General features: G+C 64.0%; 27 protein-coding genes and 1 tRNA gene. 17 read left to right on the top strand and 11 right to left on the bottom strand.

What is annotated here, in order from left to right; translation table 11 throughout:
• Nucleotides 1-38: 38 nt before the first annotated feature.
• From QSK05_RS03780 to QSK05_RS03790, 3 genes are read right to left on the bottom strand one after another with little or no spacing between them, the layout of a single operon-like run.
• Complete coding sequence (locus tag QSK05_RS03780) at nucleotides 39-1,577, bottom strand: vWA domain-containing protein (RefSeq protein ID WP_285593935.1); 1,539 nt, start codon at nucleotides 1,575-1,577, stop codon at nucleotides 39-41.
• Nucleotides 1,574-2,914, bottom strand: coding sequence for a hypothetical protein (locus QSK05_RS03785; RefSeq protein ID WP_285593936.1), 1,341 nt, complete (start codon nucleotides 2,912-2,914; stop codon nucleotides 1,574-1,576). The genes QSK05_RS03780 and QSK05_RS03785 overlap by 4 nt, the downstream gene beginning before the upstream one ends.
• A complete protein-coding gene (locus QSK05_RS03790) occupies nucleotides 2,914-3,408 on the bottom strand; it encodes a hypothetical protein (RefSeq protein WP_285593938.1) in 495 nt (164 codons plus the stop codon). Before QSK05_RS03790 ends, QSK05_RS03785 begins: the two co-directional genes overlap by 1 nt.
• Nucleotides 3,409-3,595: 187 nt before the next feature.
• Here QSK05_RS03790 and QSK05_RS03795 point away from each other — a divergent pair, with 187 nt between their 5' ends.
• Both QSK05_RS03795 and QSK05_RS03800 read left to right on the top strand, forming a co-directional pair.
• The gene (locus QSK05_RS03795) at nucleotides 3,596-4,201 is read left to right on the top strand and encodes an RNA polymerase sigma factor (RefSeq protein ID WP_285593940.1); all 606 of its coding nucleotides are present in this window, start codon (nucleotides 3,596-3,598) and stop codon (nucleotides 4,199-4,201) included.
• A complete protein-coding gene (locus QSK05_RS03800; RefSeq protein ID WP_285593942.1) occupies nucleotides 4,198-4,998 on the top strand; it encodes a hypothetical protein in 801 nt (266 codons plus the stop codon). The genes QSK05_RS03795 and QSK05_RS03800 overlap by 4 nt, the downstream gene beginning before the upstream one ends.
• A 30-nt stretch (nucleotides 4,999-5,028) precedes the next feature.
• On the opposite strand, the gene QSK05_RS03805 is transcribed toward QSK05_RS03800, so the two are convergent.
• Nucleotides 5,029-5,568: a hypothetical protein gene (locus QSK05_RS03805; protein ID WP_231482960.1), complete on the bottom strand. Its 540-nt coding sequence runs from the start codon at nucleotides 5,566-5,568 to the stop codon at nucleotides 5,029-5,031.
• Nucleotides 5,569-5,862: 294 nt separating this feature from the next.
• Here QSK05_RS03805 and QSK05_RS03810 point away from each other — a divergent pair, with 294 nt between their 5' ends.
• Nucleotides 5,863-6,306: an Asp23/Gls24 family envelope stress response protein gene (locus QSK05_RS03810; protein ID WP_285593948.1), complete on the top strand. Its 444-nt coding sequence runs from the start codon at nucleotides 5,863-5,865 to the stop codon at nucleotides 6,304-6,306.
• 156 nt (nucleotides 6,307-6,462) lie between these two features.
• On the opposite strand, the gene QSK05_RS03815 is transcribed toward QSK05_RS03810, so the two are convergent.
• A complete protein-coding gene (locus QSK05_RS03815; RefSeq protein WP_285593950.1) occupies nucleotides 6,463-8,511 on the bottom strand; it encodes a hypothetical protein in 2,049 nt (682 codons plus the stop codon).
• Between the two features lie 920 nt (nucleotides 8,512-9,431).
• Between QSK05_RS03815 and QSK05_RS03820 the strand changes: the two genes are divergently transcribed.
• From QSK05_RS03820 to QSK05_RS03840, 5 genes are all read left to right on the top strand, one after another.
• Nucleotides 9,432-9,749 carry a DUF6247 family protein gene (locus tag QSK05_RS03820; RefSeq protein ID WP_285593952.1) on the top strand — a complete coding sequence of 106 codons (318 nt, stop codon included), beginning with the start codon at nucleotides 9,432-9,434 and terminating at the stop codon, nucleotides 9,747-9,749.
• Entirely contained in the window at nucleotides 9,750-10,004 is a 255-nt protein-coding gene (locus tag QSK05_RS03825) for a hypothetical protein (protein ID WP_285593954.1), read from the top strand.
• A 727-nt stretch (nucleotides 10,005-10,731) separates the two neighbouring features.
• Complete coding sequence (locus QSK05_RS03830) at nucleotides 10,732-11,559, top strand: hypothetical protein (protein ID WP_285593957.1); 828 nt, start codon at nucleotides 10,732-10,734, stop codon at nucleotides 11,557-11,559.
• Nucleotides 11,560-11,561: 2 nt separating this feature from the next.
• Nucleotides 11,562-11,768 carry a type II toxin-antitoxin system VapB family antitoxin gene (locus QSK05_RS03835; protein WP_285593958.1) on the top strand — a complete coding sequence of 69 codons (207 nt, stop codon included), beginning with the start codon at nucleotides 11,562-11,564 and terminating at the stop codon, nucleotides 11,766-11,768.
• 11 nt (nucleotides 11,769-11,779) lie between these two features.
• Nucleotides 11,780-12,181, top strand: coding sequence for a PIN domain nuclease (locus QSK05_RS03840; RefSeq protein WP_285593960.1), 402 nt, complete (start codon nucleotides 11,780-11,782; stop codon nucleotides 12,179-12,181).
• A 4-nt stretch (nucleotides 12,182-12,185) separates the two neighbouring features.
• Here QSK05_RS03840 and QSK05_RS03845 read toward each other — a convergent pair whose 3' ends face one another.
• From QSK05_RS03845 to QSK05_RS03860, 4 genes are all read right to left on the bottom strand, one after another.
• On the bottom strand, nucleotides 12,186-13,208 hold the full coding sequence (locus tag QSK05_RS03845) for a serine/threonine-protein kinase (RefSeq protein ID WP_285593962.1): 1,023 nt from the start codon (nucleotides 13,206-13,208) through the stop codon (nucleotides 12,186-12,188).
• A gap of 874 nt (nucleotides 13,209-14,082) precedes the next feature.
• Nucleotides 14,083-15,279, bottom strand: coding sequence for a hypothetical protein (locus QSK05_RS03850; protein WP_285593964.1), 1,197 nt, complete (start codon nucleotides 15,277-15,279; stop codon nucleotides 14,083-14,085).
• Nucleotides 15,266-16,210: a helix-turn-helix domain-containing protein gene (locus QSK05_RS03855; protein WP_285593966.1), complete on the bottom strand. Its 945-nt coding sequence runs from the start codon at nucleotides 16,208-16,210 to the stop codon at nucleotides 15,266-15,268. The genes QSK05_RS03850 and QSK05_RS03855 overlap by 14 nt, the downstream gene beginning before the upstream one ends.
• A gap of 914 nt (nucleotides 16,211-17,124) precedes the next feature.
• Complete coding sequence (locus QSK05_RS03860) at nucleotides 17,125-17,535, bottom strand: helix-turn-helix domain-containing protein (RefSeq protein ID WP_285593968.1); 411 nt, start codon at nucleotides 17,533-17,535, stop codon at nucleotides 17,125-17,127.
• Between the two features lie 286 nt (nucleotides 17,536-17,821).
• Between QSK05_RS03860 and QSK05_RS03865 the strand changes: the two genes are divergently transcribed.
• From QSK05_RS03865 to QSK05_RS03880, 4 genes are all read left to right on the top strand, one after another.
• Entirely contained in the window at nucleotides 17,822-18,208 is a 387-nt protein-coding gene (locus QSK05_RS03865) for a hypothetical protein (protein WP_285593972.1), read from the top strand.
• Nucleotides 18,209-18,316: 108 nt separating this feature from the next.
• Nucleotides 18,317-18,523: a hypothetical protein gene (locus tag QSK05_RS03870; protein WP_285593973.1), complete on the top strand. Its 207-nt coding sequence runs from the start codon at nucleotides 18,317-18,319 to the stop codon at nucleotides 18,521-18,523.
• A gap of 38 nt (nucleotides 18,524-18,561) precedes the next feature.
• A complete protein-coding gene (locus tag QSK05_RS03875; protein WP_285593974.1) occupies nucleotides 18,562-18,804 on the top strand; it encodes a hypothetical protein in 243 nt (80 codons plus the stop codon).
• Nucleotides 18,804-20,330, top strand: coding sequence for an FtsK/SpoIIIE domain-containing protein (locus QSK05_RS03880; protein WP_285593977.1), 1,527 nt, complete (start codon nucleotides 18,804-18,806; stop codon nucleotides 20,328-20,330). Before QSK05_RS03875 ends, QSK05_RS03880 begins: the two co-directional genes overlap by 1 nt.
• Nucleotides 20,331-20,497: 167 nt before the next feature.
• Here the strand turns inward: QSK05_RS03880 and QSK05_RS03885 are convergent, their stop codons facing one another.
• Nucleotides 20,498-20,776: a hypothetical protein gene (locus QSK05_RS03885; RefSeq protein ID WP_285593978.1), complete on the bottom strand. Its 279-nt coding sequence runs from the start codon at nucleotides 20,774-20,776 to the stop codon at nucleotides 20,498-20,500.
• A gap of 290 nt (nucleotides 20,777-21,066) precedes the next feature.
• Between QSK05_RS03885 and QSK05_RS03890 the strand changes: the two genes are divergently transcribed.
• From QSK05_RS03890 to QSK05_RS03910, 5 genes are all read left to right on the top strand, one after another.
• A complete protein-coding gene (locus QSK05_RS03890; protein ID WP_285593979.1) occupies nucleotides 21,067-22,827 on the top strand; it encodes a replication initiator in 1,761 nt (586 codons plus the stop codon).
• On the top strand, nucleotides 22,824-23,018 hold the full coding sequence (locus QSK05_RS03895; RefSeq protein WP_285593980.1) for a helix-turn-helix domain-containing protein: 195 nt from the start codon (nucleotides 22,824-22,826) through the stop codon (nucleotides 23,016-23,018). Before QSK05_RS03890 ends, QSK05_RS03895 begins: the two co-directional genes overlap by 4 nt.
• A complete protein-coding gene (locus tag QSK05_RS03900; protein ID WP_285593981.1) occupies nucleotides 23,018-24,172 on the top strand; it encodes a tyrosine-type recombinase/integrase in 1,155 nt (384 codons plus the stop codon). The genes QSK05_RS03895 and QSK05_RS03900 overlap by 1 nt, the downstream gene beginning before the upstream one ends.
• 127 nt (nucleotides 24,173-24,299) lie before the next feature.
• Nucleotides 24,300-25,016, top strand: a complete 717-nt coding sequence (locus QSK05_RS03905; RefSeq protein ID WP_285593982.1) for a hypothetical protein — start codon at nucleotides 24,300-24,302, stop codon at nucleotides 25,014-25,016.
• A 5-nt stretch (nucleotides 25,017-25,021) separates the two neighbouring features.
• Nucleotides 25,022-26,137 (top strand): ImmA/IrrE family metallo-endopeptidase, encoded by a 1,116-nt coding sequence (locus QSK05_RS03910; RefSeq protein ID WP_285593983.1) that lies wholly within the window; start codon nucleotides 25,022-25,024, stop codon nucleotides 26,135-26,137.
• A gap of 187 nt (nucleotides 26,138-26,324) precedes the next feature.
• On the opposite strand, the gene QSK05_RS03915 is transcribed toward QSK05_RS03910, so the two are convergent.
• Nucleotides 26,325-26,397, bottom strand: a tRNA-Lys gene (locus QSK05_RS03915).
• Between the last annotated feature and the right edge of the window lie 283 nt (nucleotides 26,398-26,680).

Genomic DNA, 26,680 nt, shown 5'->3' on the forward strand with positions numbered 1-26,680 from the left:
CCAAGTCAGATAAGTATTTTAGGAACAGTGAACGAGGATCAGCTCAGGAAGTTCTTCAGCTCGGTCACCAGCTTGCGCACATGGCCGGAGAGCACCGGCGTGCCCTGATCTTTGAACCGCTGACGGAACCAGGGATTCACGCTCTGCTGGCCACCACTGGAGACCGACCCGACCGGGATCAGCTTCACCCCCGACTTGTGCAGCGCCTCCAGCCCGGTGAAGACCTCCTTCTCCTGCCACTCGTAGAAGTCGGAGATCCAGACCACGACGGTGTTGCGGGCGTCAGCGATCTTCGGGCGGGTCAGTTCCAGCGCGGCCCGTCCGTCCGTGCCGCCGCCGAGCTGGGTGCGCAGCAGCACCTCGAACGGGTCGTGCACCCACGGTGTGAGGTCGAGGGCCCGCGTGTCGTAGGCGACCAGGTGCACATCGACCTTCGGCAGCCCGGTGAAGATCGAGGCCAGGATGGTGCAGTTGACCATCGCGTCGACCATCGACCCGGACTGGTCGACCACCACGATCAGCCGGGCCGGCTCGATGCGCTTGGCCGTCTGCCGGTAGAACAGCTTGTCGACGTAGAGCTTCTCGTCGTCGGGGTTCCAGTTCGGCAGGTTCTTCCAGATCGTGCGGTTCAGATCGAGGTTGCGGAAGACCCGCTTCGGCGGCACCGAGCGGTCGATCTTTCCGGTACTCGCCTGTGCCACCTGGGTCTTCAGCACCTCGGCCACCTGGTCGACGAACTGCCGGATCAGGGCCTTGGCGTTGGCCAGCGCCACGCCGTCGAGGTTGTCCTTGTCGCGCAGCAACTGCTCGATCAGCGACATGCTCGGCGTGAGCTGCTGGGCCAGGCGACTGTCGGCCAGCACCTCGCGCAGGTGCATGCGGCGCACCAGATCGCCCTCGATGTTCGCGAGCACCGGAGCCAGCTTGTCCAGCTGACCCGGAGCCGTGCCGAAGCCGTTGCCGGCGTGATTGCCGGCGCCCGGTCCCGCCCCATGGCCGCGACCCTTGCCCTTACCCCGCAACCCACCCGGCTCGAGCCCGCAGGCCCGCTCGAACCACCCCGCGTCGGCCTGCCACCGGGACAACTGCCCGGCCGTGACCTCACCGTTCCCGGTCGCGAACACGTTGAGCAGCAACTTCGAGACCAGCGCGGCCCGGCGCACCTCGTCACTTCGCCCCGGGGGAGGAGATGTAGAGGTGGCGGTGGAATTTGCATCAGATGTGCTGGGGTTGCCGGCGGCAGGGGCGGCAGGGGCGGCAGGGGCGGCAGGGGCGGCAGGGGCGGCAGGGGCGGCAGGATCGACGCCGATCACCCTGTCTTCGCCGGTATCGGCCGGGCCCGGTGTCAGCAACCCGTCGAAATCGGCGGCCAGGTCAGGAAACCGCTGCACCAGGCTGTCGACCGAGATGGCCGGGTCGAGCACGGCGGCCGGCAGGCCGAGTTCATCGACGACCGCGAAGCTCGCGGTCTCCAGGGATCGCTGCTCCTCAGGATCGAAAAGCCTGGCCAGAAGGCGCCAGTAGAGCACCTGGCGCCGGTTCTCGGCGGCTGGGTCGAGGGCTTGGGGGTCGGTCATTTCCGCAGCAGCCTTCCCGCTCGCTCCCGCAGCACCTCGACCGCGACCCCGGCAGCGGCCTCGGCCTTGGCAGCCTTGGCCTCGGTCGGGCCGAGCGCCCAGTCGCCGGTATGCACCGCCACGGCCTTCTTGCGCACCGTGGCCTGCACCGCGAGCGGACGCAGGAACCAGCGCCCGGCGTCCCATCGCAGCAGCCCGATGCAGGCGGACGATGACGAGACCAGTGCGGGGGTCAGTGGGCCGGCGGAGGGCAGGGGATCGATGCCGACGACGGCACCGCCCAGGTCCAGATTCTCGCCTGACAGCGAGTAGCCCTCCAGAAGGACGGGTTCGGAGATCGCTGCCGGATGCCGGTCGAGCGGAGCCGGCGATGACCCGACGGCACCGCTGAGCTGGACCCGGGCCGTCGTGAACGGATCCGCAGCCTCGCCGGCAGCGGTGAGGGACTCGTCCCACAGCAGGTCGCCGGAGGCGGTCACCCGCATGCCGTCGACCTCGACGGACTGATGCCCGGCGAGCGCCCCCAGCAGCACGGGCACGCCCGTGAACATGCGCCAGACCGACGGCCCGGTGATGGTGTCGACCTTGGCCGCGGTCACGGTGGCACGCACGACGCGCACCGTCGCGCCGGCCTCGAGCAGACCGTGCACCTGAACCTGGACGGCGGTCGGATGTTCGCGAAGATCCGCCCCCAGCGGCAGGAACCGGCCCTTCACCGGTTCGGCCGGAGCCTCGGCGTGGGACATGGTCAGAGCCCGGCTCCACAGGTCGGCCCAGCGCCGGGCCGGCACCTGACTGAGCGTGGCCACCGGAGCTCCTGCCATCAGCTCGGCCGCGAGGCCGTCGACCAGCACGGCCAGCCGCCGTTGCCGGGGGTCTTCGAGAAGGCCGGGCACGGCCCGGGCCCCGGAGGCCGCGATCTCGTGGTCCACCCCGCGCCAGCCGGTGATGGCCAGTTCCCGCAGCCAGGAACGGATTCCCGGGGGAACCGAAACCTCGGCCGCAGCGACCGGGAAAGGTGCGCAGACGCGTCCAAAAGCAGTATCCAGACCCGACCGCAACGCATCGTGCACCGACCCCAGCAACGCCACCCGCGCCCCGGCCAGGGCCAGCAGGTGATCGTCGGTGACGGAACCGGCCGCGATCTTGCCCACCGACTCGGCGACCGGTTCGGCGAGGGGCGAACCAGCAAACACCGCAGCAATATTCGTCAGTGACTGAAGATGTGTCTCGTCGGGGCGGCCCAGGCCGTGCACCAGTGCGTCGTCCAGCCCGTCGACCAGTGCCAGCGCCTCGGGGAGCCCTTCGGGTGTGTCGGACAGAGCCTCGCTGAGCATCACTTCGGCACCGGCCCGGCCGGGAACCACTGCATCTCGGGCAGCGGCTCGGTACTGACGGGGATTTCCAGATAAGCGAGGTGCCGCAGGAAACTGCTGAACACCTCGGCCGCTCGACTGGGCGCGCTGGTCGGGTGCAGGCCGCTGAACAGGCTTTCTCCCTCGGCAATTTCGATGGTGAGGTACCGGGCCACCCGGGCCGTGCCGAACTGTTTCTCGGCCTCGGCCAGCAGACCCTGGATGTGCTTGCAGGCGTAGCTACCGCTCAGCCCGCCGCACGGACGGTTGTTGTTGGTGGAGCAGCTCAGACCGTGATCGCCGGACGAGACGGACGAGACGTAGACCCGCTCGATGTCGGACCCGCTGGAGACAACCCCCTGCAACCTGCCCTCGGACAGCTCGAGGAACGGCACCTTGGCCAGCTTGCGTGGATTGACCGGCGGCACCTGCGGTGACGTGCTGCTGCGTACCGGCCCGGCTTCGTCTCTGTCCACAACCCCTGCGTCCACAACCCCTGCCTTCCGTGGCCCGGCCCCTCCGGGTGATCAAATTTCTAGCGGAGCCCACCGACAAAATGGATGAAGCGCAGGTGGGAGTCCTGATCCCGATATTCGGTGGCCGAGCGACCGGCCTGGAGGGAACTATGGATCGCCGATCCAACGGCGCCTTCGGTGAGGGTGGGTGTCCTACCAAAATCCGTCGGAAACAAATCGTCCTGTGCAGACATGTAGTCGTGTGAGTGATAGCCACGAGTGGTTCCGAGACGTCTACCTGCAGACGTACGCCGACCTGGTGAGGTTCGTGGTCAGGCGAATACATCCGCCCGACCGCGCGGAGGACGTGGTCGCCGAGGCCTTCGTGATCGCCTGGCAGCGACTTGGGGACCTGCCGCAGGAACTGGATGAGGCGCGGGCCTGGCTCTTCGGCATCACCCGGCGGTTACTCCTGGCCGAGTACCGGGCGCAGAGCCGGGGGCAGTCGTTGTCGGTGCGGATTGCGGAGAACAGCACGACGACCACTGCCCACGACGATCTGGTCGCGACCTCCGTGGACCTGATCCGGGCGTGGCAGAAGTTGGCCGCGGTGCATCAGGAGGCCCTGAGCCTCAGAGTCTGGGAGGGACTGAGTGCCCAACAGGCTGCTGGCGTGCTGAGCATCTCGCCAGTGGCCTTCCGGATCCGGCTGAGTCGTGCTCGCCGTGCCCTGAAGGTTCATCTCCGGTCGCTGCCCGAGCCTGTTGATCGCTCTGCAAACCCTTTTCCCGTTAAGGAAGGACGCCTGTCATGAACCTTGAGAGGACGCTTCGCCAGCATGATGCCGCCGCCGACGTCACCGACGATCTGATTGCTTCGCCGCGGGCTGCCGCCACCTTGTTCCGGGTGACTCAAGAGGTCCCGGGTACTGCCGGGATATTGCCGAAACGGCGCCATAGAATTCGTTATTCGATGGCAGTTGTCATCGCGGCAGTGGGTGTGGTGGTGGCTCCGGTGCTGGGGGGCGGGAATGCGGCGTTCGCCGAGTGGACAACGAAGGCCCGTGCCGCCACACCGGCGGAGGCCCGGCAGTGGGGTACCTACTGTCAGGGGATGGTGGGCGATGCCCTGGACGGTATTCGGCGTGTCTACTCGCCGCAGGTGGTGGAGATGAGGGGAAAGCTGGCGCTGGCCTATCTGGAAGCCCCGGACGGGTATGAGTCGCTCTGCGTGACAGAGACCGAACCCAGTGGCCCAGGTGGAAGTTTCACGGGCCAATCGTTGACGGGAAAGCTTTCGGCAGTGCCGGTGGCCGATGGGTTGGCCACCAATAGTGTGTTGGACGTACAGCTTCAGGGGGGCACCCTGTACGCGGTGGCCGGGAAAATGGGGGACGACGTGGTCAGCGTGACTTTCGATGCTGGCGGCGTCGATGCGGAGGCTACTGTCCAGAACGGTTACTTCGTTGCCTGGTGGCCTGAGCGGAAGCCTGCCAGTCTGCTGGAGCGGGCGACACGGAACGGCCCGCCCAACCCGGATGTGAAGATCACGCTCAAGGACGGGACCAGTCGGGTCCGACCTATCCAGGACTTCGACATCTCACCCATGTAGGGCAGACAGTGTGGTGCGGCTCGGTCTGCGTCAGGTCGCCTGCAACACGGTGAACGGCGGACGCACCCCATCGGTCAGTTCGACAGCAGCCTCCAACGCCATCACCGTGCGCTGGCGGCTGTCGATCAGGGATGTGGCGGTGGAGTGCAGGGACCCCAGGGCGACGAGGTATCCGGACCCGACGGCCGAGTACCCGGCCATGGTGTGCCCGACCTGGTAGTCGGACCCGATGACGTAGAGCCGACCGTGGATCCCGACCAGGAAATCCCCGCCTTCTTCGCGCCCGTCTTCGGCTTTCGCATAGCCGCCGTCGGTCAGGCACTGGCGGACGGCGTCGATGAACGTGGTCGCCATGAACCGGTCGACGTCCCAGGTGTCGGGTTCGCCGATCTCGAGCGAGTAGCGCAGGAGCTGGCCCATCCGGTAACTGGTGGTGAAGCCCATGATGTAGGGCCCGACCTGGAACACCTTGGTGTCCGACCGGACCGCGACGTGCCAGCCGTCGCTTCCTGCGGAGTCGCCGCCGATGGTGACGGTGTGGCCGTCCGTGATGCCGACTATGCATGTCACGGGACAATTCTACGTTCCGGTGCATCGAGGGCGGTGTGGAATGTCGTTCCCCACCGCCTCCTGGATCAGCGGATCGTCACCGTGGTGGCCTCGACCGATGACTGGCCGATCTGGGTGTCGACGCCGGTTCGAATCAGGTGCCTCCGTTCGCGCAGCACTGCACCGGCGTGAATACTCCGTTGAGAATTTTGGACGAAGTCCCAGGTGAGCGGGTTTGTTCAGAATGGCCTTCTATAGGCTCCTTGCGGGGTACCGCCCGGTACGCCCATGAGCTTGTGAACCGATGGGGCTGGGATGGACGAGCAGAGCACGCCTGCCGAGAGCGAGACACCGGCCACGGCCGTGATCGAGGTGGCTCCGGCGGCCGAGCCCGAACGAGAGCCGGCAGTAGTAGGAACTGGAGTGACCATGGTTGAACGCGAAGTGGTGGAGAAGATCGCGGCGGCCGCGGCCCGATCCGTACCCGGGGTGTCGGAGCTGGGCGGCGACGTCGCCCGTTTCCTGGACTCGGTGCTGGACCGGGTCGGCCTGACCGAGGCCGGCGACGCCACGCGGGGTGTTCACGCCACGGTGAACGGCATTGAGACCACCGTGACGGTGGTGCTGGTCATCAAGGCGGACGAGGTCGTTCCGGACGTCACCACCGCGGTTCGCACCTCGGTCACCCTGGCCCTGGAGAACTACGGCCTGAAGGTCATCGCGGTCAACATCAAGGTCGACGACATCACCATGGCTTGAGCTCTGAGGACGGTGCTGGGCCCGGAAGGGCTCAGCACCGCTGCTGGTATCCGATGAGTACCAGGGGTGAAGGGTTCGGTCATAGGTCATCCGGGCGATGCGTCGGCGGATGACTTATGGTGCGCGGGACCGTCGGCCGGAGCTGGCCTGACCGTTTCAGTTGTGGCTCGGACGGCGACGGCGGCCCCGACGGTGGAACAGGACCAGGAACAGGGCCAGGAGCACGATGGCACCGGCAGCGCCCTTGCCGATAGACCCCACGTGAGGTTTGGTTTCGGCACTGGTCAGAGTCGAATTGATGACGCTCGCCTTCGCCTCCGGGGCCGTGCTGGGCGAGGACGTTCCTGAGGACGTGGCCGCAAGGGTGGTCGTCGCTGACAGCGTGACGTCGTTGCCGTCGCCGCCGGTGTAACTGAGCGTCCGGCCATTCAGCTTGGCACCCTGCTTGAGCCCGGCGAAGGTGCCGGTGATCTTGCCGGTGCCGGTGTTGTCGATCAGGGTGATCGCCTTTTTGCTGGCCCCTGGAGCCAGCGACAGCTTGCCGGCCAAGGTGATTGGTCCGGTGACCTCGAACCCGCCCGTGATCAGTGTGGCGCTCGCGGTCTGCTGGTAGCTGCCTTTGACCTTGGCTGCCGAGGCCGTGATCTTGCCGTTGTTGGTGAGGGAGCCGCTGATGGTGGCGCCCAGAAGCTCGAGGTTGCCCTTGCCGGTCGCCGTCACCGTTCCGGCACCGGTGATGCCGGCCCGGACCGTGCCGGTGGAAGAGCTGCGCAGGTTGAGTGCACCACCGGCGATGATCGTGCTGCCCTGGGCCGCGCTCAGGTTCTTGAGCGTCTGGGCGCCGGCCTTGGAAAGGTCCAGCGTGGTCTTCTTCGTCAGCCGGACCGAACTGCTGTGCGACAGCGTGCCCGAAACCAGCTGCAGACGTCCCCTGGAAAGCGTTGTTTTTCCTTGATACGTGGGAGATACCAGCGTCACGGCCGCGGCTCCACTCTTGGTGAAGCTGCCACTGCCGCTCACCTTGGACAGTGAGAGCTTCGTCCTGGCGTTCGCGACGATGAAGGTGCCGTTGTTGATCACCTGGTAGAGGTTGCTGGCGAGCAGGCTGGAATCCTCACCGGGGGTTCCGTTGCCCAGGCGCAGCGAGGCGCCCTTTCCGATGGTGGTACTACCGTCGTAGTTCTGCGGGACCGTGAACGTGACGGCGTTCCCTTTCGTGGCTGCGATGACGATGTCGCCGGTTCCGACTGCGGCCAGCGTGTCGTGGAACGTGCCGCCTGAGAACGGCAGGTTGACCACGGTCGGCCCGTTGTAGTTGAGGATCACCCTGCTGCGGGCGCGCCTGGTGTGCAGGTTGATGTAACTACCCTGCGCCAGCGTGCCGGGCAGGAAGAACCGGCTTGTCGTACCGTCACCGAACTCCACGGTGGCGCCTTCGAGATTCAGGCCCCGCGCATTGTTGTTGTGTGCCACCAGAGCCGTGTTGAGGGATGACTTGCTCAGTCGCGGGTTGATCAGGGAGTTGTTGTCCGACCAGCTGTAGACGCCGGTCATCTGGACCACGCCCGTGCCCCAGGTATGGAAGTTGATGTCGTTGCCCCAAGCCTGCGACCAGTAGTCAGCGCGGTCGACGATCCGCTGACCGTCGGCCGCGCTGTGGATCGCCGAACCCTGGTTGACGACGGTGCGCAGGTTCGGCAGAGCGGTGTTCCAATTGACCGATCCGTAGTCGAATCCCGTGCCGTTGTAGAAGGCGCCGGAGAACGAACTGCTCCCCGCCAGCGACGTTCCGGGCCAGATGTCGCGCCGCGCGATCACCAGGCCGGACCCGCTGAGTCTGCCGAGATGAACCCGGCTGCTGATGTTGAGTTCCAGAGTGCCGTCGACACGGGTGTTGAGCAGGTTCCACCGCTCTCCGGCTCCGTTCGGCGTCTGATAGTTGGCGATCTGCCCGGTGCCTGAGCCGATCCCGTACTGCAGGGTCGCGCCCTTCTGCACGATCACGGCCGGTGGATCGACATCGACAGCACGGACCATCGGCGCTCCACCTCGGGCGCCCCCGTCATAGGTCGTGAGGCGCTCCTTGCTGCCCGGGCGGGTGAAGCTGCTGTCCTGGGTAAGCACGAGGGTGCCCGAACCCGCGACGGTGAGAGTTCCGGACCCAGAAAGGCTTCCGGTGTACGTCACCGTGCCGGTCACTCTCACCAGTGCATCCCCACTGAGAACGATGTTCCGATTGCTCTTGACGGCCGAAGTGATATCGGTGGATGCCTGCGCGGACAGCGCCGGCAGCGGCGCGACGAGCAGCAAAATCGCGACTAGCGCGGCTAGACCGAACCGGGACCCTGAACGCCGATGCGAAATCGACAACGCAACTCCTTGACCAGTTCTTGAGCTCTGAGACTTCGGCGGGTCACATGACACGTCCAAGAGAGGACGGTCCGCCCATCGAGCCCATAACAGTTTTCTCAGAACAGGTTGGGGAATCGCGCCTGATCAGACCGGCCGGGCGCTGGGTGCCTGAATGCTGACCTTCAGCAGACAGGTAGGCCAGGTGCGCGCGGGTGATCTGCTCGACGTGGGTGTCCCCATCGGATTTGGTGTTCGGTCAATACCGAACACCGAACAGTGCAGACCTGTGGGCCAAGCACTGGCAGCACTCATCGGAGGTTCCAGCACCCTGTCGGACCTCGCTCCGCACCCATCTCTCTGCTTGATGTCGCAACCGGAGACGGGGTCGCGACCTTGAAGCAGGGACTTGTCTCCTGGGGGCGCTTCGTCGAGGAAATATCAGCCTCACCAGGGCCTCACGTTGGCCGCACAAGGATCTTGAGGCCAACCGAACCACGGCGTTCTTGCAGGTCAAGCTAGGTGGGCCCCCGGGGGATCGAACCCCGAACCCGCGGAAACTGGGGCGGATCTTGCGGTTCTTGGTGAATAATGGCTCTTACCTGCTAATACTCCGGTGTGATGCTGGCATCAGTCGGTGTCGTTGGCGGTCGTCTGGGGCTGTTTTGTGTCCCTAAAGTGTCCCGGTCCGGCGTTCTGAATCAGTCCTGCCGGTGTGACAGAGCGTCAATGGCTTCGCTGTGCGCTCACTCTGTTCTACCGTGTTGAGTATGTCTGTGGCTGCTTCGTCGGGATCGGATCCTGCCCTGCCCCTTGGTGGGCGTCTGGCTCCTCGATCGATCCGTGATCGGCTGCTGCCTGCCGAGGCCGGCGACTTCGACCGGGAGTACCGGCGCGTAATGGCTGAGGCCACTGAAGCGCTGGATCTGAAGCCGGTGCTGGACATGCTGACCCGCTGGGAGCGGGTGGCGCTACTGACGGAACGGGATCCCGAGGGGTATCAGCGGATGCTGCGGACGGCTGAGCGGCTGAACGCGGGTGAGGATCTGCCGACGCGGCCGTGGGCTGACGTGATGAGGGATCTGGGCCAGTAGGTGTACCGGCTCGAGGTTCTGCCCGAGATCGAGGAACAGATGGCAGCCCTGCCAGTCGATGCCTTGGTTTCGCTGGCCGAGGTCAGAGTGATGCTCGAGCTGACGCCGTGGAGCGGGGATCCGCTTAATCGGGAACATCCTGAGCGAAACATGCGGTCGGTGCTCTTCGGCCCGAACGGCGAGGGACTGTTGGTGTATCTGATCCTGGAGGATCAGCGGCGCGTCATTCCTCTTCAGATGACTTGGCTCGGCTGAGCGCGAGCATCCGGCCTCACCCTGGAACTCCTAACCTTCTGATCTAAATCCGGGGTTGTTAGTGGCACCGGATGGTGGCAGTTGGTTGCCGTTGCCCTGGTCAGGGGCGGTTTAAACCTGCTGACGTCTCGCGTCGTTGTGCGTTGTCTGGCGTTGAATCATGTGAGTAAACGCTGAGCGCTGGCTACCTGCGGGCTGACCGACCGTTACGCCAGGTCCAGTTCGAGCTGGATGAACACCGGCAGGGTGAGGCGACAGACCCGGGGCTTCAGGCGCTTCGGTGCCATTGGCCGGCGGACTCTCACGAACCGACCGAGGGCATCCCGCAGCAGGAGTATGGGGAACCAGAAGCGCTTGCCTCCGTGACGCCGAGTCATGTCCTTGACCTCCCGTGGTGGGCCTGCGGTGGGGCCAGCTGTTCTTGCTGGCTCCGCCGTGGGAGGTAGGTACCGGCCCTGGGAGGCTCGCAGTCAACCCCGCCCCGCCCGCTCAGTCCGCCCGCGCCCGCACGGAGTGCAGACCTGGACCACGCTAGGACTGCGGGGTTGATTGGGAGTCAGGGTGCGGTACCGGAAGGTGGGCCGGGAAGCAGTGCCAGGTGAGCAACTACTGCTTCTATCGGACATCGGTTGCCATGAGTCTGCGCTCTACCTCTATGCCCGTGGGGCAGCAGTTCGTTGTGACGAGTGCCGCTGTGCAGGCGGCGTCCCAACTGCGATGATGTGCGGTGAACCTCGAGACAGGGATGATCATGGCAATGGCGGACGTCAAGGCGAGTCTGGCAGGTGCGTACGCTGCCGGAGAGCGCCCGACCTTCGTCTCTGTACTCCCTTCCGGATATGACGAAATCTGGAAGATGCATGGCGTCATGCTTGTGGTTCCGATTGTTCCTCCCGATGCACCTACAGCCCTGCAATTCGCCCTTCGACTGCGGCGGGATGCGTTGATCAGCGGGATTTGCGAGAACTGTGAAGCCACCTTTGCCATTAAAATTGAGGCAGAGGTTCTTGACGTCCCGCTTGCTGGCCTATTCTTTCCGCACAGAATCACTTGTCCAGGAAATGACGCGTCTACCAAGAAAATGCTTCAAGGCTATCGCCAGGCTAAACACGATGAGAAATTTGATCTTGCCAGTGCGGCGGCTAGTGAGCGTCTTCGAGAAGATGCGGGGAGCAATGGCGTCGAACTAGACGCTGCCGAGTTCGGAGATCGAATCGAGCAACGGATCGCCGAACTCTTATCACCTCCCGTGCCTGTGTGCGAACACCTTGAAAGTGATCCTGATCAGGTCTGGAGCACTTTTATTGCCCACGCTGACTGGAAGTGTGATGCGTGTTGGGAACAGGAGCGGCAAGAGGTACTTCGAACTGGCACCAAATTCGACGCGATTGAAGAATTTACATGCGATTTGTGTCGTCGATATGCCCCTAAATCTATTGCAAAGCTGGTAATTCGACATGGCATTTTTCTTCTACGAGGTGGAGCATGTGCTCGCTGCCAGGCCCATGAGGCGAGCCAACGAGCTATTGATGCAACCGTGAGCGGAGGGAACTAGCTATGGTCGAAAAAGGTACAACTGTTGATGACATCGACAGTGAAAGTCTTGCGGCGGCGCAAAAGATGCTCGGCGTGGCCCGGCCGAGAGACGCCGTTAATCAAGCCCTCAAAGAGGCAGTGAGGCGGAAGATGGTGGAGGAATACGTTGATTTCATGAAGACAAATTTATTAGACCCAGACGAGAGCATTCGGAATGATGCATGGTAGTCGCACGGTACATGGCTGACACGAGTGCAAATGCGCGCATTCGACACCAACCAGTTGAGGACAGGCTCGCTCCGCTGATCGACCGCTATCTCGTGGCTACGTGCGCGGTTCTCAATCTGGAAGCCTTATTTTCGGCACGTAGCCCGGTAGAGTACGAGCAGATTTGGAACTGGCGGAATAGTATTTTCGAGTACGTCGACACTGATGAAAGTTGTATGCAGCGAGCACAAGAGGTGCAGCGTATTTTGGCCGAGCGCTCGTCGCATCGCGTCAAACTGCCAGATCTAATCATCGCGGCTACGGCAGAAGCTCATTCGCTGACGTTATTGCACTACGATAAAGAATTCGACCTCATTGCTTCAGTGACTAAACAGTCAGTCGAATGGATAGCTCCACAAGGAAGTCTCGCTTAAAACGCTATTTTCCGGTTCTGGCTACTCGATCGAGCACGATACTGGCATGCGAGATCGCTTCAGATCGCTCGTCAAATACCGCAGAGTCACCGCGAATTGCTCTGTATTTTCCGTCCCCCCGGCGGCGATCCAAACCGAAAGAACTGCGCCCCTTCTTATTGGGAAAAACCCTTGCGCGCCAGGAGTTTTGCCCATCCGCGCTAGTGCCATCCCAGGTATCCTCGCCCAAAACTTGCCAGGACACTACGGGTCGCGTCGCTTCTAAAGCATGACGCAATTCGCTAGGCGATTTGTAGCGTCGTTCGGCATTAATATGTAGGGCCTTTTTAATAACCTTCCGAAGTGGATCGTGGACGTGCGGCAGATAACTGTCTCGCGCTGGAAAACGGCCAAGCCGGATGAGGTCTATAAGATTATCTCCCCAAGCCTCTGTGTCCATGACTGCATCACTGTTTACTAGACGGTGCAGCGTAACTCCCATTGCGTAAACATCGCCTTGAACACTGTCGATGTATCCAGGGTCGGCCACGGATTCGGGCGGCAGATGAGTGACGTAACCGATTGGCGCTTCGGAAACCTGCTCCTTGCCACATGCCAAACCGAAGTCAGAAACTTTGATCGCTCCCGAGGGGGCCAGCATCAAATTCGCCGGTTTGATATCGCGGTGAAGCATGTTCCGGTTGTGGAGGAACTCAAGACCACGGCACGCATCCTCGATGGCTGATACGGCGTCCCGAACCGGGAGAGCGGACTTTCCGTAGCGATCGTGGATGCTTCCGTCCGGCAAAAACTCCATTCTGATCACAGGTACATCAAGGACGTGATCAGCGGAATATACTTGAACAACGTTCGGATGTTCGGCAAGCGCCATAGCTTGAGCCTCTGCGAAGATACTTCGCCCACCCAAATCTTCGCCATTTTTGAGGTACTTGGCCGCGCATAGGCGGTTCAGTGCTTCATCTCGCTCAAGCCAAACTTCTCCGAAGTAGCCGCCACCGAGATACCGAATTCGTTCAAATCCTGTCACGAATCCTCCTTGGGAAGGACGGCAGCGGCAACAATCACCGGATCGCGGCGAGTACTCGGCGTTTGGACGATGCAAGGGACTTGCTCTAGGGCGACTGTCAGTGCTGCTGCGGTCTTCGCTGAAAATTTGGCACGCACAGAGGCTCCATACAGCCTGTCGCAAACGATTCCGCGACTCGTCACAGCCTCCGTTACTACACCCTCGGTCTCTGCTCGCGGCACAACATTTCCCTTGCCAACAGATTCCGCTAGGCGCATGGAAACCCTGTCCGGCGACCAGCGCTCCAGCATCTCGTGAACCTCTCGGCGAACCCAGACCAAAGTCTCGCCACGGTCGGCCGTTTTAGGGGCTTCAACAACCCCGTGGTCTACACGCACAGCGTTTAGCCGTGTCTCGCCTTCCAGAACGGCCCAAGCGATCTTGTCCCTGCCGCATTTCAAACCTAGAACCTTCACCCGAACCCTCTCACCATCTATCAAGCCGCAAAGAACCGCGAAGCGGACGGAGAATATAAGCTACCTATAGGTAGAGGAAGTCGAAATCAGACTGCTGGCGATCGTTGCATTTGCCCCTCTTGATCCAGAAGAGAGTAATTCGGCAGTGCGCGACACTTGCTGGTGACGTCGTGCCGGGTGGCCCGTCGGGTCGGCGCCGTAGGTGCCGCATGCCCGGCGGAGCTGCCCGGCGTGGGCTCGCCATCAGTTCAGGTGCGCACTCGTTGACGCTCCGCTCTGGTGAGGCACGACCGTTCATGCGGCCCGGGTAGGTCTGGCGGCTGAGAGGTCGTCGGTAATTCGGCAACCTCACGTAAGTAGCAAAGACTGAGGTCAGGAGGCACCGCTGGCCTCCTGACCTCCTGTGCGGCCGACTGGTGTCAGGCTGCGTTGGGCCTGCGCAGCACGATCGGTGCGCCATCCCCGCCGAAGGTCGGACCGGCCGGCCATAGTTCGGCAAGCTCGGTCGGCGTGAGCGGGTGGTGGTAGCTGGTGCTGAGGACCTTCTTGATGGTCTCGGCGTCGGCGTGGTCACCAAGGTTCATGAACCAGTCCGTGCCGGCCGTGTACGACCACAGGTAGGAGCGCAGTAGCGGCTCGGTGCCACGGTCGGACAGCAGGTTGCCCACCTGCTCAAGCGTGAGCCACGGGGCCCGGGCCAGCACGTGTTCGGCAATGTCGCGCAGAGGGAGCTCTGCGTTGATGGCGCGGTGGACCTCGCCGCGCACGATGTGCATGTAGTGGTTGAGGCGGGCCTTGGCCATGAGTGGCTTGTTGTCCGGCTCGGTGTAGATCGGCCACGCGGTCGCCAGACCTTCCAGAAGGCTCTGGTAGGGCAGGTGCACCGTGAGCGTGCGGACCCAGTCCACGTCTTCGTTCTCGGCGGTCTGGGTGAAGCTGGAGCACTGCAACGCGTGGCCCAACAGTTCGTGCTGGGCGAAGAACCGCAGGCCGTCCTCGGTGAACACGGCCGTGCGCTGGTTGAACCGCAGCCGTGAGTGATGGCCGGAGCCGTCGACCCAGAATGACCAGTAGTCGTCGATGTCCACGACCTGCACGTCCACCGTGTACGTAGCCGTCGTCCCGGTGAGCGCGCGCACGGCGGGTTCGGCCTCGTCCGCCAGGACCTGCACCTGGGTCGCTGCCCGCTCCAGCGTCATCGGCGTTTCGAGCTGGAAGACCTCGTCGGCGGTCTTGGGGCCCCAGCTCACGCCCAAGTCGGCGTAGGCGTTGCGGGCCCGCTCACCCAGTTCCACGACGTAGTCCTCGGACCAGCCGGCCGTGCCGCATCCCTGGGTCGCCCGCATGTAGGCATCCAGCTCGGGACGCTCTCCCAGCACACAGGACAGGTAGGCCAGGTGGGCGCGGGTGGTCTGCTCGACGTGGGTGTCCCCGTCGGCCTTGGCCTGCTGGTTCAGGGACGTCAGGCGGTCGTGGACCTCGATCCGGCTACTGGCTGGCCTGACGGGTTCGTTGGTGGGGGCGCAGTCGAAGTCGATGACCTGCCGGCCGCCGCGTGATTCCTCGTAGGCTCCCCAGGAGCGGACGAGGGATTCGACCTGGTCACGCAGTCGCACGGGGCACATCCCATCGCAGTGTCACGCTCTGGTTGGACCGCAGGTCGCGGCGGTTCAGGTCGATCACCGTTGCATTCCCCTCGTTCGCCAAGGACAGACTCTCGGCTGCCGTGATCTCGGAGCCGTCAAGACGCTCTTCAACCGCCGTGCAACCGCTCAGAGCTTCCACCCCGTTCAGCCTCAGCTGCAACCGAAGTGACTCCGTCGGCAGGAAAACGGTCTGGCGCCAGTACAACTCATCGGCGAACTTGCCGCCGTTGCAGGTGTAGCCGACGGTCGCGGTCTCGCCGGGGTTGATCGCGGGGAAGATCTGACAGGAGAACTTCACCTGCACGCCGACGTCGTGAATGGTCTTGATGAAGACGTTGCGGTTGCTGTCGGTCTCCTTGACCTCCAGCGGCCCGGTGACGTGCTTGAACCAGATCTGACGCGTCAGCCCGGTGACCGGGGTGTCTCCGAGGTTCTCCAGGTGGTGCACCTGGGAAATCGTGACGCCACCGTCCGGACCGACATCGAGGGTCACGTCCAGGCGCCGGTCGACCAGCTCACCGACGGGGGCCGCGAGTACCTGGCCGTTGCTCGGCGGGGTGGCAACAGCATGCGGGGCGGACGTCGTGGTGCGGTTGGCCTCCAGGGCCTCCCACCTGCGCGGTGCGAGTCCGAGGAAGCTGCCGGGGATGTGCAGGGCGTCGGCGATGCGTTCCATGACGTCGACGGTTGAGACACGGTCCTTGTTCGCCATGATCCGGCTGACGCGGGACTGGGTGAGGCCGTCGACGGGTGCGGCGATGCGGTCTTGGCTGGCGCCGTCCCACTGCCGCATCAGGCGGAAGATGTGGCCGAAGTCACGCTCGCGGCAGGCTGTCTGGAAGTCGGCCCGGGCAAGGAGGTCGTCGCCCACCTGGTAGTCGAGTCGTCCGGGCTTTGCCACCGTTCCCCCTTGCTGGCCTGGCCTATCAGCTTCGTTGCGATCGGTAGCCGGAAGGTTACCGTGCCCAAGTCAACCCTGTATGACGGGTATGCCGGTTTTCAAGCGCTCGGGCGCTCGGAAAGCTTTCGGCAACCGCTCGGGGCGCCTGTTGCCGGTCCGGATGTCACCTCAGGTTGGCATAGGCGAAAGGTGCGTTTCCGGTCCTGACCAGCCGAAGCAGGCTTGCACTACCGACCTTTCCCGGGTCGACGCTCAGGTCCTCGGGAGAGGTCGGCTCCAAGGAAGAGAGTCGACAGGAAGTGAAGCTGTGAATCTGGAGGACGTGCCCCGACCACGTGAGGCGGATCAGCGGGAATGTATCGGCGGGATACCGGCTTCGGCCGGCGTATCGGCTGGGCACCCTGAACGCATCCGACGCGGTCGGACTCGCACGAGGAAGTCCCTGGGGGTAGCTGCGATACCCAGGCAGAAGACTCCCGGCCGCTGAGCGGACCCGGGGCGGCGTCCATATCCCCACCGGCTCCCTCCGCTGGATGGTGGACGCCGGGGTGCGTGTCGGTCCGATCCGGGCGCGACGAGCCGGCACGCACCCACTCATGAACTGCCCGCGCGGGCAACGACGGGGAAGGCCCGCGCGGGCTTCCTGATTTTGGCCAACACTGCGGGGTGCTTTGTGGACGTCGTTGCTCTCGTTATCTTGTTGCGCCACAACGGTATTACCGTTCGCCGGGCCGCATGGCTGCCCCGCGCTGCTGGGTCCCAGAGCGCCCTGGTCGCTTTTCTGGATCCGACGCGTAATCAGCGTGAGGAAGCTCGCGCGCTTCTACGACAGGCGCCCGGTGTGGACGCGGTGAAGTTCTCCCACATCACGCCCTGGGTCGTGTTCGTGACTCTCTCGCCGGCTGAACGGCGTCCTACTCGGACCGGCCGCCGGGCGGCATCCGCTGCTCTACCTGGCTCAAACGGTCGCTGAGCTGCGCCAACTGGTGCTCGATCCTCATCAGGACGGTCACGACCTGGTCGTCGGCCGGTGACGGGGTCGGGACTGCCGGTGGGGTCGCGACCAGAATTTTGATCAGGTGGTCCTCGGGCCAGTCCAGCGCGCGGGCCAGCGCCTCCAGGGTCTTGTTCTGCACGCGCCGGCTGGATCCGTGCTGGATCAGGCGCACGGTCGAGACCGAAACCCCTGACAGGCGCACCAGTTCCTGTTGTCCGATCCTCAACGCTGCCATCCGCGCGTTGACCGCTGCTGCGACCGCCTGCCAGTCCTCGCCCTCTACCTGCCCTCGGGACGTGTACACCGATGGCAATCCCCGTTCAGCCATGCACGAAATCTTAACGGCCTTCCCAGCCTTTTCCTGGCGCCCTCCTGACCTTTTTCGAAGCCCATGCCAAGGGTGCATATTTTCGAACTGGATTCATATGAACATGGCATGGGAAATATGTACGTGCGAATTGTACCGCTTGCATAACCGTTGAAGCGCGGTTGCCAACCGGTTCACGATGTTCTCGCAGTTCAGACAGAGCTGACACCGCAGGGAAAGCACCTTCGCCGTTCATCGGGAATGGCCGGGTGCGGGCGGTTGAATACCGAGAACGGGAGTCACCACAATGGCTGTTGAGGGCCGCATCAATGTTCGTCACGAGGACGTTTTCGCTCAGCCGATCCTGATTCTTTCGGTCGACCCGGTGGAGGACTTCGACAAGCGCAAGGCAGGGAATGTCGACCCGCAGGAGCTGGACAAGCAGACCGGGATGCGCCTGTGGGCCGTGAGCCTGCTGGACCCCACCGCCCAGCAGGGACGGCGCGAGATCAAGGTGAAGATCGCCGCTGATCAGCAGCCGGTTCCCCCGGCCGGCCTGATGGCCCCGGCGGAGTTCGAGGGCTTGCAGGTGATCCCGTACATGGACTCCAACCGGGCCAAGCCCCGAGTCGCGATCGCCTACCGGGCAGCAGGTTTCCGCGCCCAGGGACGCCAGCGGGCCTCCGCTGCCTGACCCGCTCGCCCGGGGTCTGACGGTCTCCCGGTCCGGTCCAACCCCGGACCGGGGGCCCTTCCCACCACCGCCATCACACGCTGAAACTTTGGGGAGTTGACGTCGCAGATGCGTTCCACCAGTGGAAAACCCAAGAACCGCGGACCGTTGGCCAAGCCCTGCCGAACCTGCACCGAGGTCCACCCGGTCGGTCGTCTGCACTTCGGGCAGTGCCCGGACTGCGCGCACCTGGTCGCGCTGCCGCTGCGCGGTGAGGTCGGGCGGTTCATGTCCTTCACCCGCCAGGACACCGACACCATCGGCGGTGCCGCATGAGGGGCGGCTGCGGTGGCCAGGACGCGCACCTTCGCCACATGGGCGACCTGTTCGCCACCTGCCACGCCATCGGCCGCGCCGAAATCTTGCTCAACGGAGCCGCGTATCTGGCAGACGGGCAGCGGCTGGCGTTGCTGCGCGAGGTCCTGCACGACTTGCGCCGTGATCTCGGCCTACCCGCCATCGATCTCCAGCCCCCGGCCACCTCGGCCACCTCGGCCACCTCGATCACCTCGGCCCTGAACCCGGATGCCGATCCCACGGATGGGAGCACCCTCTGATGCTGGTCAACGGAACCCGCGTGGAAGACCTGGCCGGAACCGGTCTGACCACCCGTCAGCGCTATGTCGTCCCCCTGTGGGTCACCGTGCCGGTCTTCCTCATCCGCCATCTGGCGAAATCGTGCGCATGGATCGTTCGCCAGATGCGGACGTACTGGGGCCTGTCTCTGCCGGTGATCGTGCTGTTGCTCCTGTGGGCCTACCTCGGCCGACTGGTCGCGGTGACCGCGCTGACCTGGTGGCTCACCATGGGCCTGATCTGGGCCTACCGGTGGCCGGCGTCCTTCGACACCGCCGTGGCTCAACCGACGCGGGGTGTGTGGCGGTGGTGGACGAAGTACCAGCGGCGCTGGCATCCGGCGATGGACGGCACTGGCCTGACCCGCACCACAGCGACCCGTGAGGTGTACGTCCCGGCCGTGACCCGCGTCCGTTCGACACCAGTGGTCGACACGCTGCACCTGCGCCTGCTGCATGGTCAGACGCCGGCCGATGTGGCAGCACAAGCCGAAGGGCTGCGGCACGTGTACGCCGCTCACCGGTGCAGCGTGATCGAGGATGCTCCGGGCTCGGTGCGGGTGCTGTTCTACGCCCAAGACCCGCTACGGCGCCTGGTCGCCCCGATGCAACCCGCCGTGGTCCCGTCTCTGGATGCTCTGCCGGTGGCGTTGGCCGAGAGTGGAAAGCTTTTCCTGCTGTGGCTTCTGGGCCGTCACGTTCTGATCGCCGGTGCTTCCGGGGCGGGTAAGGGCTCGGCGGTGTGGTCGATCGTGCGGGCCCTGGCGCCAGCGGTGAACGCGGGAACGGTTCGGCTGCGTGGCGTGGATCCCAAGGGCGGGATGGAGCTGTTCCCCGGTCGCGCGCTGTTCGGCCGGTACGCCGATGAAGACCTGAGCGACATGCTCGCCCTGCTGGAACAGGCCGTGGCGGACATGAACGAGCGCAAGCACCGCCTCAAGGCCGCCGGCCTGCGCGTCTTCACCCCTTCTACGGATGACCCGCTGGAAGTCATCCTCGTCGACGAACTCGCGTTCCTGACCGCCTACGCCCCCAAAGACATCAAGCTCAAAGTCGCTGCTGCGATGCAGATTCTGCTCTCCCAGGGTCGCGCGGTCGGATTTAGTGTGGTAGCCGCGTTGCAGGACCCGCGCAAAGAAGTGCTGCCGTTCCGGGACCTGTTCACCTACCGGATCGCGCTGCGGTTGTCGGAGGACTCCCACGTCGACATGGTCCTCGGGGACGGCGCCCTTGACCGGGGCGCGGCGTGTCATCTGATCCCGGCGAGCCTGCCCGGCATCGGTTACGTCCACGTCGACGGCGCCCACGAGCCAGTGCGGGTGCGGTTCTCCTACCTGTCCGATGACGACATCGTCGACATGGCGATGCGCTGGCCTGCACCCGAAAACCGCGACTGGACAACCCCGTCCACTGACGGGCCGGTTCGGGTCGAGGTCCAGGACGTCATCGACCGCGATGACACGTATCCCTTCCGATTCTGGACCCGCGATGAAGGTGACGACGCGTGAGCGAGAACCCGGCCACCTCAGGAACGGCCATGCCAGAACCCAGCCACATCCCCGAGGCGAGCGGGCAGACCAGCCCGGCCCCCGCCTGGTGGTCCCGCCTCCAGCGCCCTACGGACCCCAACCACAGCGCCAGTGCCACCCAGCCCGGTCCCGGCCAGGACGTCCCCTCATCCCTGCCGGTGGCGGGAAGCATCGCGGGAGCGGCCCCGCAACTGGCCATCGCACCAAGTGACTGCGCCGCTGAGCTTGGTCCGGACATGATGAGCCCTGGCGGGGCGCACGCGGGTGAAGACCTTCCAGCTGATGAGGCAGAGCCCGTAGACCAGCAGCAGGGCCGAGAGCGCGTTGCGGGCCGACTCGGGGATCTCGTGCACCAGGAGGACGCCGACGGCAAGAACGGCGATCATGCCGATGACCTGCAGCGCATCGATCGCGGCGTCCCTCACGCCGGGGACGATACGTCACCCCCATCCCTGATGTGGCCGGAACGCTGGCGCATCACTCCTGCGGTCGGCGCGATCGTCACCGATGCCGGCGTCACGTTCTCCTTGGCCCCGGCCTCACCGAACGATCACCCGATCCGAGTGCGGTGCACCTCCTGTGACTGGGACACCACCGGACCTCAGCCCGAAACGGTCGATGCCGTCCGCGTCCACGCTCTGCGCCACATCGCCGACCCGACCCCTCGGATCTCCCACTTCCCCGCATGGCTGCTGCCCCGGCTGAAAGGACACCGATGACCACCATCCCCACCGCCGCGAGCAACCTCGGGAACCCGATGCAGCCGCAGAAGGCGGCCCTGTCGAACCTGACCCGTAACAGCCGCGCCGAACGCGCCCGCATGCCCGTAGCCCTGCACGTGGCCGAAGACGTCGCCATCGCCCACGGCGTCTGCGTCCGCCCCATCACCCAGCGGGTCACCGACACCCTGACCGGTGAGGTCACCCTCGTCGACCTCCCGTGCGGGGCGACGCTGGCATCCAAGTGTCCGCCCTGTGCCGAGCGTGCCCGGCGGCTCCGGATGCACCAGTGCCGTGCCGGTTGGCACCTGGATACCGATCCGATCCCGGATGAGGATTCCTCCACGAGCACGCAACAGGACCTGGTGGCGGTCCGCGCGGACGTCACCGCTGCCCGGGACGGATTCCTTGACCGGGACGACCACGAGGCCGCAGCTGCCGCCAGTGAGACGCTCGACGCGATTGACGGCGAACTGCACGAGCTGGGTGTGCGTGGACCACTGGAACGGGAACCCGCCGAGACGGTTCGCCGTAAGCGCTCCACCCGCCGGCGTCAGGACGCACCGGAACTGCCTCGGCGGGCCATGGCGAAAACAACAGTGGGACAGACTTTCACCGGTACCGATGGGAAGGTTTTCCGGCCCTCGATGTTCGTGACGGTGACGCTGCCGTCGTACGGACGGGTGGACCGCAACGGCGTCCCGGTGGATCCGGGCCGCTATGACTACCGACGCGCTGCCAGGGATGCCATTCATTTCCCACGACTGATGGACCGACTGGTGCAGAACCTGCGCCGGGTGGCCGGTTTCGATGTCCAATACTTCGCGACCGTCGAGCCTCAGCGACGGCTGGCACCGCACGCTCACATCGCGATCCGGGGCACGATGCCCCGTGCCTTGGTCCGGCAGGTCATCGCCGCGACCTATCACCAGGTGTGGTGGCCGGCCGCTGACACCCCGGTCTACATCCGGCAGGACGACCTACCCGTCTGGGACGAGGACGCCGACGCTCACGACATCGCCGGAAATCCGATCGGTGACAGCGTCGGCTACCTCGACCCGACCACGGCCGCCGTGCTGCCGACCTGGGACGAAGCCCTCGACGACCTCGACGCCGATGACGACCTCGAACCGCAGCACGTGGTCCGGTTCGGCATCCAGTCCGACATTCAAGGCCTGCTGTCCGGCTCCCCGGACGCTGACCGGCGCATCGGCTACCTGGCCAAGTACCTGACCAAATCCATGGGCGCCGCCCACGGTGAAGACACCGATGCCGCCGTGACCGCCCACGTGGACCGCCTCGTGGCCGCGCTGCGCTTCGAGCCGTGCTCCCCTGGCTGTGCGAACTGGCTGCGCTACGGCATCCAGCCCAAGAACGCCCGTCCCGGCCTGGTCCCGGGCTCTTGCAAGGCCAAGGCGCATCGCCGCGAACACCTGGGCTACGGCGGCCGGCGTGTCCTCGTCAGCCGCAAATGGTCGGGCAAGACCCTCACCGATCATCGCCACGAGCGTCGAGCGTTCGTCTTGGCCCTGCTCGGCGTCGACCCCGATGAGGCCACCCGAGGTGACAAGACCAGCGACCGGTACGTCTGGGAACCGGTCAACCCGAACGAGCTACCCCCGCTCTCGACGCGGCTCCTGCACGCCATCAGTCAACGTCAAATCTGGCGCGCGGCTTACGAAGGCGCCAAAGACGGCAGTCCGCCGAAGCCTTCTGGTCAGTACACATCCGTTGAGACCAAGGAAGGTGCAGCGTGAACCCCACCCGAATCGCTCCGCTGTGGAGTGTTACAGATGTTTCCGAGTACCTCCAGGTCCCTGTGCAGACGCTGTACTCGTGGCGGTCGCAGGGCGGCGGTCCGCCGGCCCGGAAGGTGGGCAAGTACCTCCGCTACGTTCCCGAGGACGTCGTCAGCTGGGTCAACGAACTCGGGACGGAGGTGGCTTGATGGCGCGTCAGTCTCTGCCCCTGGGCACCTACGGGAAGGTGAAGACCTGGCAAGACGGCAGCAGCTGGATTGCCCGTGCCCAGTACCGCGATCTGGATGGGGTTGTCCGTCCGGTGAAGCGTCGGGGGAAGAGTCAGGCTGCGGCGGAGCGGTCGCTGAAAGAGGCGCTGCGGGATCGTCAGACTCCGCTCAAAGACTCGGAGGTGGCGCCTGGGACAAAGATCGCGAAGGTCGCCGAATTGTGGCTCGCTGAGATGGAGACGTTGGTTGACGAGGGCACCCGCAGCCCAGGAACCTACGACACATACAAGTCGGTCTACGGCACCCATGTGAAGCCGGTGCTCGGCTCGCTGACGGTCCGGGAGGTGACGACGCCGGTCGTCGACCGGGTGCTGACGACGATCAAAAAGAAGTCTTCGAGCCGGGCTCGGACGGCCAAGATCGTGATCAGCGGCATCATGAAGTACGCCGCACGGCACGGTGCCGTCACGGTCAACCCGGTTCGCGAGGTCGGGCGAATTGACAGCACACCGAAGCGTCGGCCGCGGGCTATGACCGCTGCGGAGCGGAAGCAGTGGCTAGATGCGGTCGAGTCCAGTGAGAAGGCCCGGACCTGGGACCTTCCCGACCTGACGCGGATGATGCTCGCGACTGGATGCCGGATCGGAGAGTGTCTCGCGATCGGATGGTCAGACGTCGACCTTGAAGAAGAAACCGTTGACATTGCTTGGCGTCTCGTACGACGAAGCGGCGCGGGGTTGTCACGCTTGTCCTCTACAAAGACTGGGGTGAAGGGGGAGCGGCTAATCCCGCTTCCGAGCTGGGCGGTGGGCATGCTAAAGCGGCGTCGAGCGGTGATCGCACCCGAAACGGCCCCAATCTTCCCTGACTCCCTTGGGGGATGGCGCGACCCATCAAACGTACGTCGAGTGTGGCGGGAGATTCGTGATGACGCAGAAATGGGCGATTTGGTCAGCCACACCCTACGAAAGACCGTGGCCAGCTTCCTCGATGACGCTGACATCTCGACACGCAAGATCAGTGACCAGCTCGGGCATGCCAAGGTGAGTATGACCCAAGACCGCTACCTAGGGCGACGACTGAGAGACCGCCAGACGGCGGATGTGCTCGAAAACGTGATCGACGAGGTCTGACTCCTCCGAAGCGGACACGGCCCTGTCCCCATCGGGCCATCCTGTGACATTGGATCTACGCCGCGTAATGGCTTATGGTTCTGGAACCTCAACTGAGGTCTTGGAACCATAAGTCATAGGAGGTATCTTGTCGCAGGACCAGGAACCAGATGATGCGGACGCCGAGGAGCAGAGTGAACGGGCGCGACGAGCTCGTCTCGAAGAGCAGAACCGTCGCCTGCGTCGCTTCAACCTGGATGTCGACGTCTGTCACCAGATCAATGGAGCTCTTTTGACGGAGTACCGGCGGGCCCCTCAGCGAGGATCTGCGGGTGGGCCTGGAAGTTACGCCTATGAGGGCGGGCTTTCGGAGCTGACGGTCCAGCTCGAAGAGCGGGGCTACGACCGGCACGATGTCGTAAATCTTCCGGTCATGGTGAGCGAGTCCCTCAAGACGGGGGTGGTCATCACTTCAGGTGACGCCTACACGGGCGTCTGGAACGCAGGAGTGATGCCAAGTACCCGTTACAGGAAGGGCGGGGTAGCTCACCATGCCATTCGGGCAAATCGAATGCCTGGGCAGGATGTAATCGGCCAGATCCTTTCTAGAGAAGAGCTGCCGCCGGTAGTGGAAGGCTTGGCTGAGCGGGTGGATCGCATCTTGGGAGGTTTCGCGCTCTATTTGTATCTTTTTCGGATCGACTGGGCGCAGTTGGAAGTTCGCAGCGAGTTTTCTCTTCCTGCTCCGAAGCAGGAGTCGGGGCATATACGACGGTTCCTAGATCGTAATGCCATACCTCCGTATCCTATTCCTGAGGGGCGTACCCCGGATCAAGAGGCGGAGATTGATTTTGAAATTGAGTGAGTGCAATGACCTTCGAACCTGCAAGGCTTGTTTTGGCGCGGCGATGGGCCGGATATTCTGCGTCGGCCTTGGCCAAGGCCTTGGGAGTCTCGACCCAGAGCGTACATAACTACGAAGCCTCCAGGCAGTCTCCGTCTCCCTCGACGCTAGCGCAGATGTCGCAGGTTTTGGGTTTTCCGCGGGCTTTCTTTTCCATGCCGCCTGTAGACGCGGTCTCCTATGAGCAGGTCAGTTTTCGGGCTAGGACCAAGATGACTGCCAAGGCTCGAGATCACGCCTTAGGGGCCGCTGACCTGGCAGTTTCTCTGCGACTGCACCTTGAGGGGAAGTATCCACGTCTGCCGTCGGTCGACGTGCCTACCCCTGAGGGTGGGGTGGCTCCTGAGGTCGCCGCCGAGTATGTACGGGCGCGGTGGGGGTTGGATGCACAATCCCCCGCACCCAACATGGTCCACCTGCTGGAATCTAAGGGCGTTGCCGTATTTGCCGTCCCGTCGGCACATTCGAGCTTGGACGCATTTGCATTCTGGCGCAATGAGCGTCCATACGTCTTACTCAGTACGAACAAGAGCGCTGAGAGAAGCCGATTCGATGCTGCGCACGAGTTGGGTCATTTAGTGCTTCACTCGAGCATTGACGTTGCTGGACCTGACGTTGAGCGGGAGGCTAATGCGTTCGCCTCGGCGTTTCTCATGCCCTCAAGAGGTGTAAGGCGGAGAATTCGACCAAACAGCAGCACTGAAGAAATTTTAACAGAAAAGAAATATTGGAAGGTGGCGGCGATGGCATTAACCTACCGCTTGCATGCCCTTCAGCTTCTTTCGGACTGGTCGTATCGCAACAATATTCTTGCTCTGGGGAGGCAGGGGTACCGCTCTGGCGAACCAGCGGGCATGGAACATGAGCGATCCTTGCTTTTCGCGAAGGTCTTTCTCGGGCAGTCAGGTGCACGGAATTTTAAAGAGGCGGTGGCAGCCACGAACCTCACTCCCGGCGTGATCGGGCAGCTGACGTTCGATGTTCGACCCACTCTCGCGGCGAAGCGGCTCGAACCGACGAGCGCCCATCGAGACGAGAACGCAGTCGCTTACGCAGCCCTCCGGGTCGTGAGAGGTTCGTGAGGGGTAGAGACGGTCCGATCTGCAACGTCGATTCTGCGGCCTGACAGCGGTTACGGTGTGGCGTCAGCCCCCTGCCGTTTGATCCTCCCCCAATCGGCCAGCTACGAACCGACCTCTGCAAAAACGTCCCAAAAGTGTCCCGAACGAAGAAGCAGGCCAGAGTCTGAGACTCTGGCCTGCTCTGTTGTGGGCCCCCGGGGGATCGAACCCCGAACCCGCGGATTAAAAGTCCGCTGCTCTGCCGATTGAGCTAGAGGCCCTTGGGACAACACTGACCCGCCCCACAGGTTAGGGCAGGGACGCCCGATCGGCAGCCGACCGGGGTGCAATCCCTCCGACAGATTACCGTGCGGTAGGCCGAATGGTTGGTCTACCCACGGGTTAGGTGCCGGATCCGGGCCAAAATCACCTTCTCGCCCGCCTCGTCCCCACCGTCAGCAACCGCAAGGCAACGCAGGGGTATCTCCCGGCAGTGCTCCGCCGGCGAAGGATACCCAGCCGCTGAGGAGTCACGCCGCAGCCTCCCCGGGCCGGGTCGGCCGC

Source organism: Kineosporia sp. NBRC 101731 (genome assembly GCF_030269305.1).
Classification (GTDB): Bacteria; Actinomycetota; Actinomycetes; order Actinomycetales; family Kineosporiaceae; genus Kineosporia.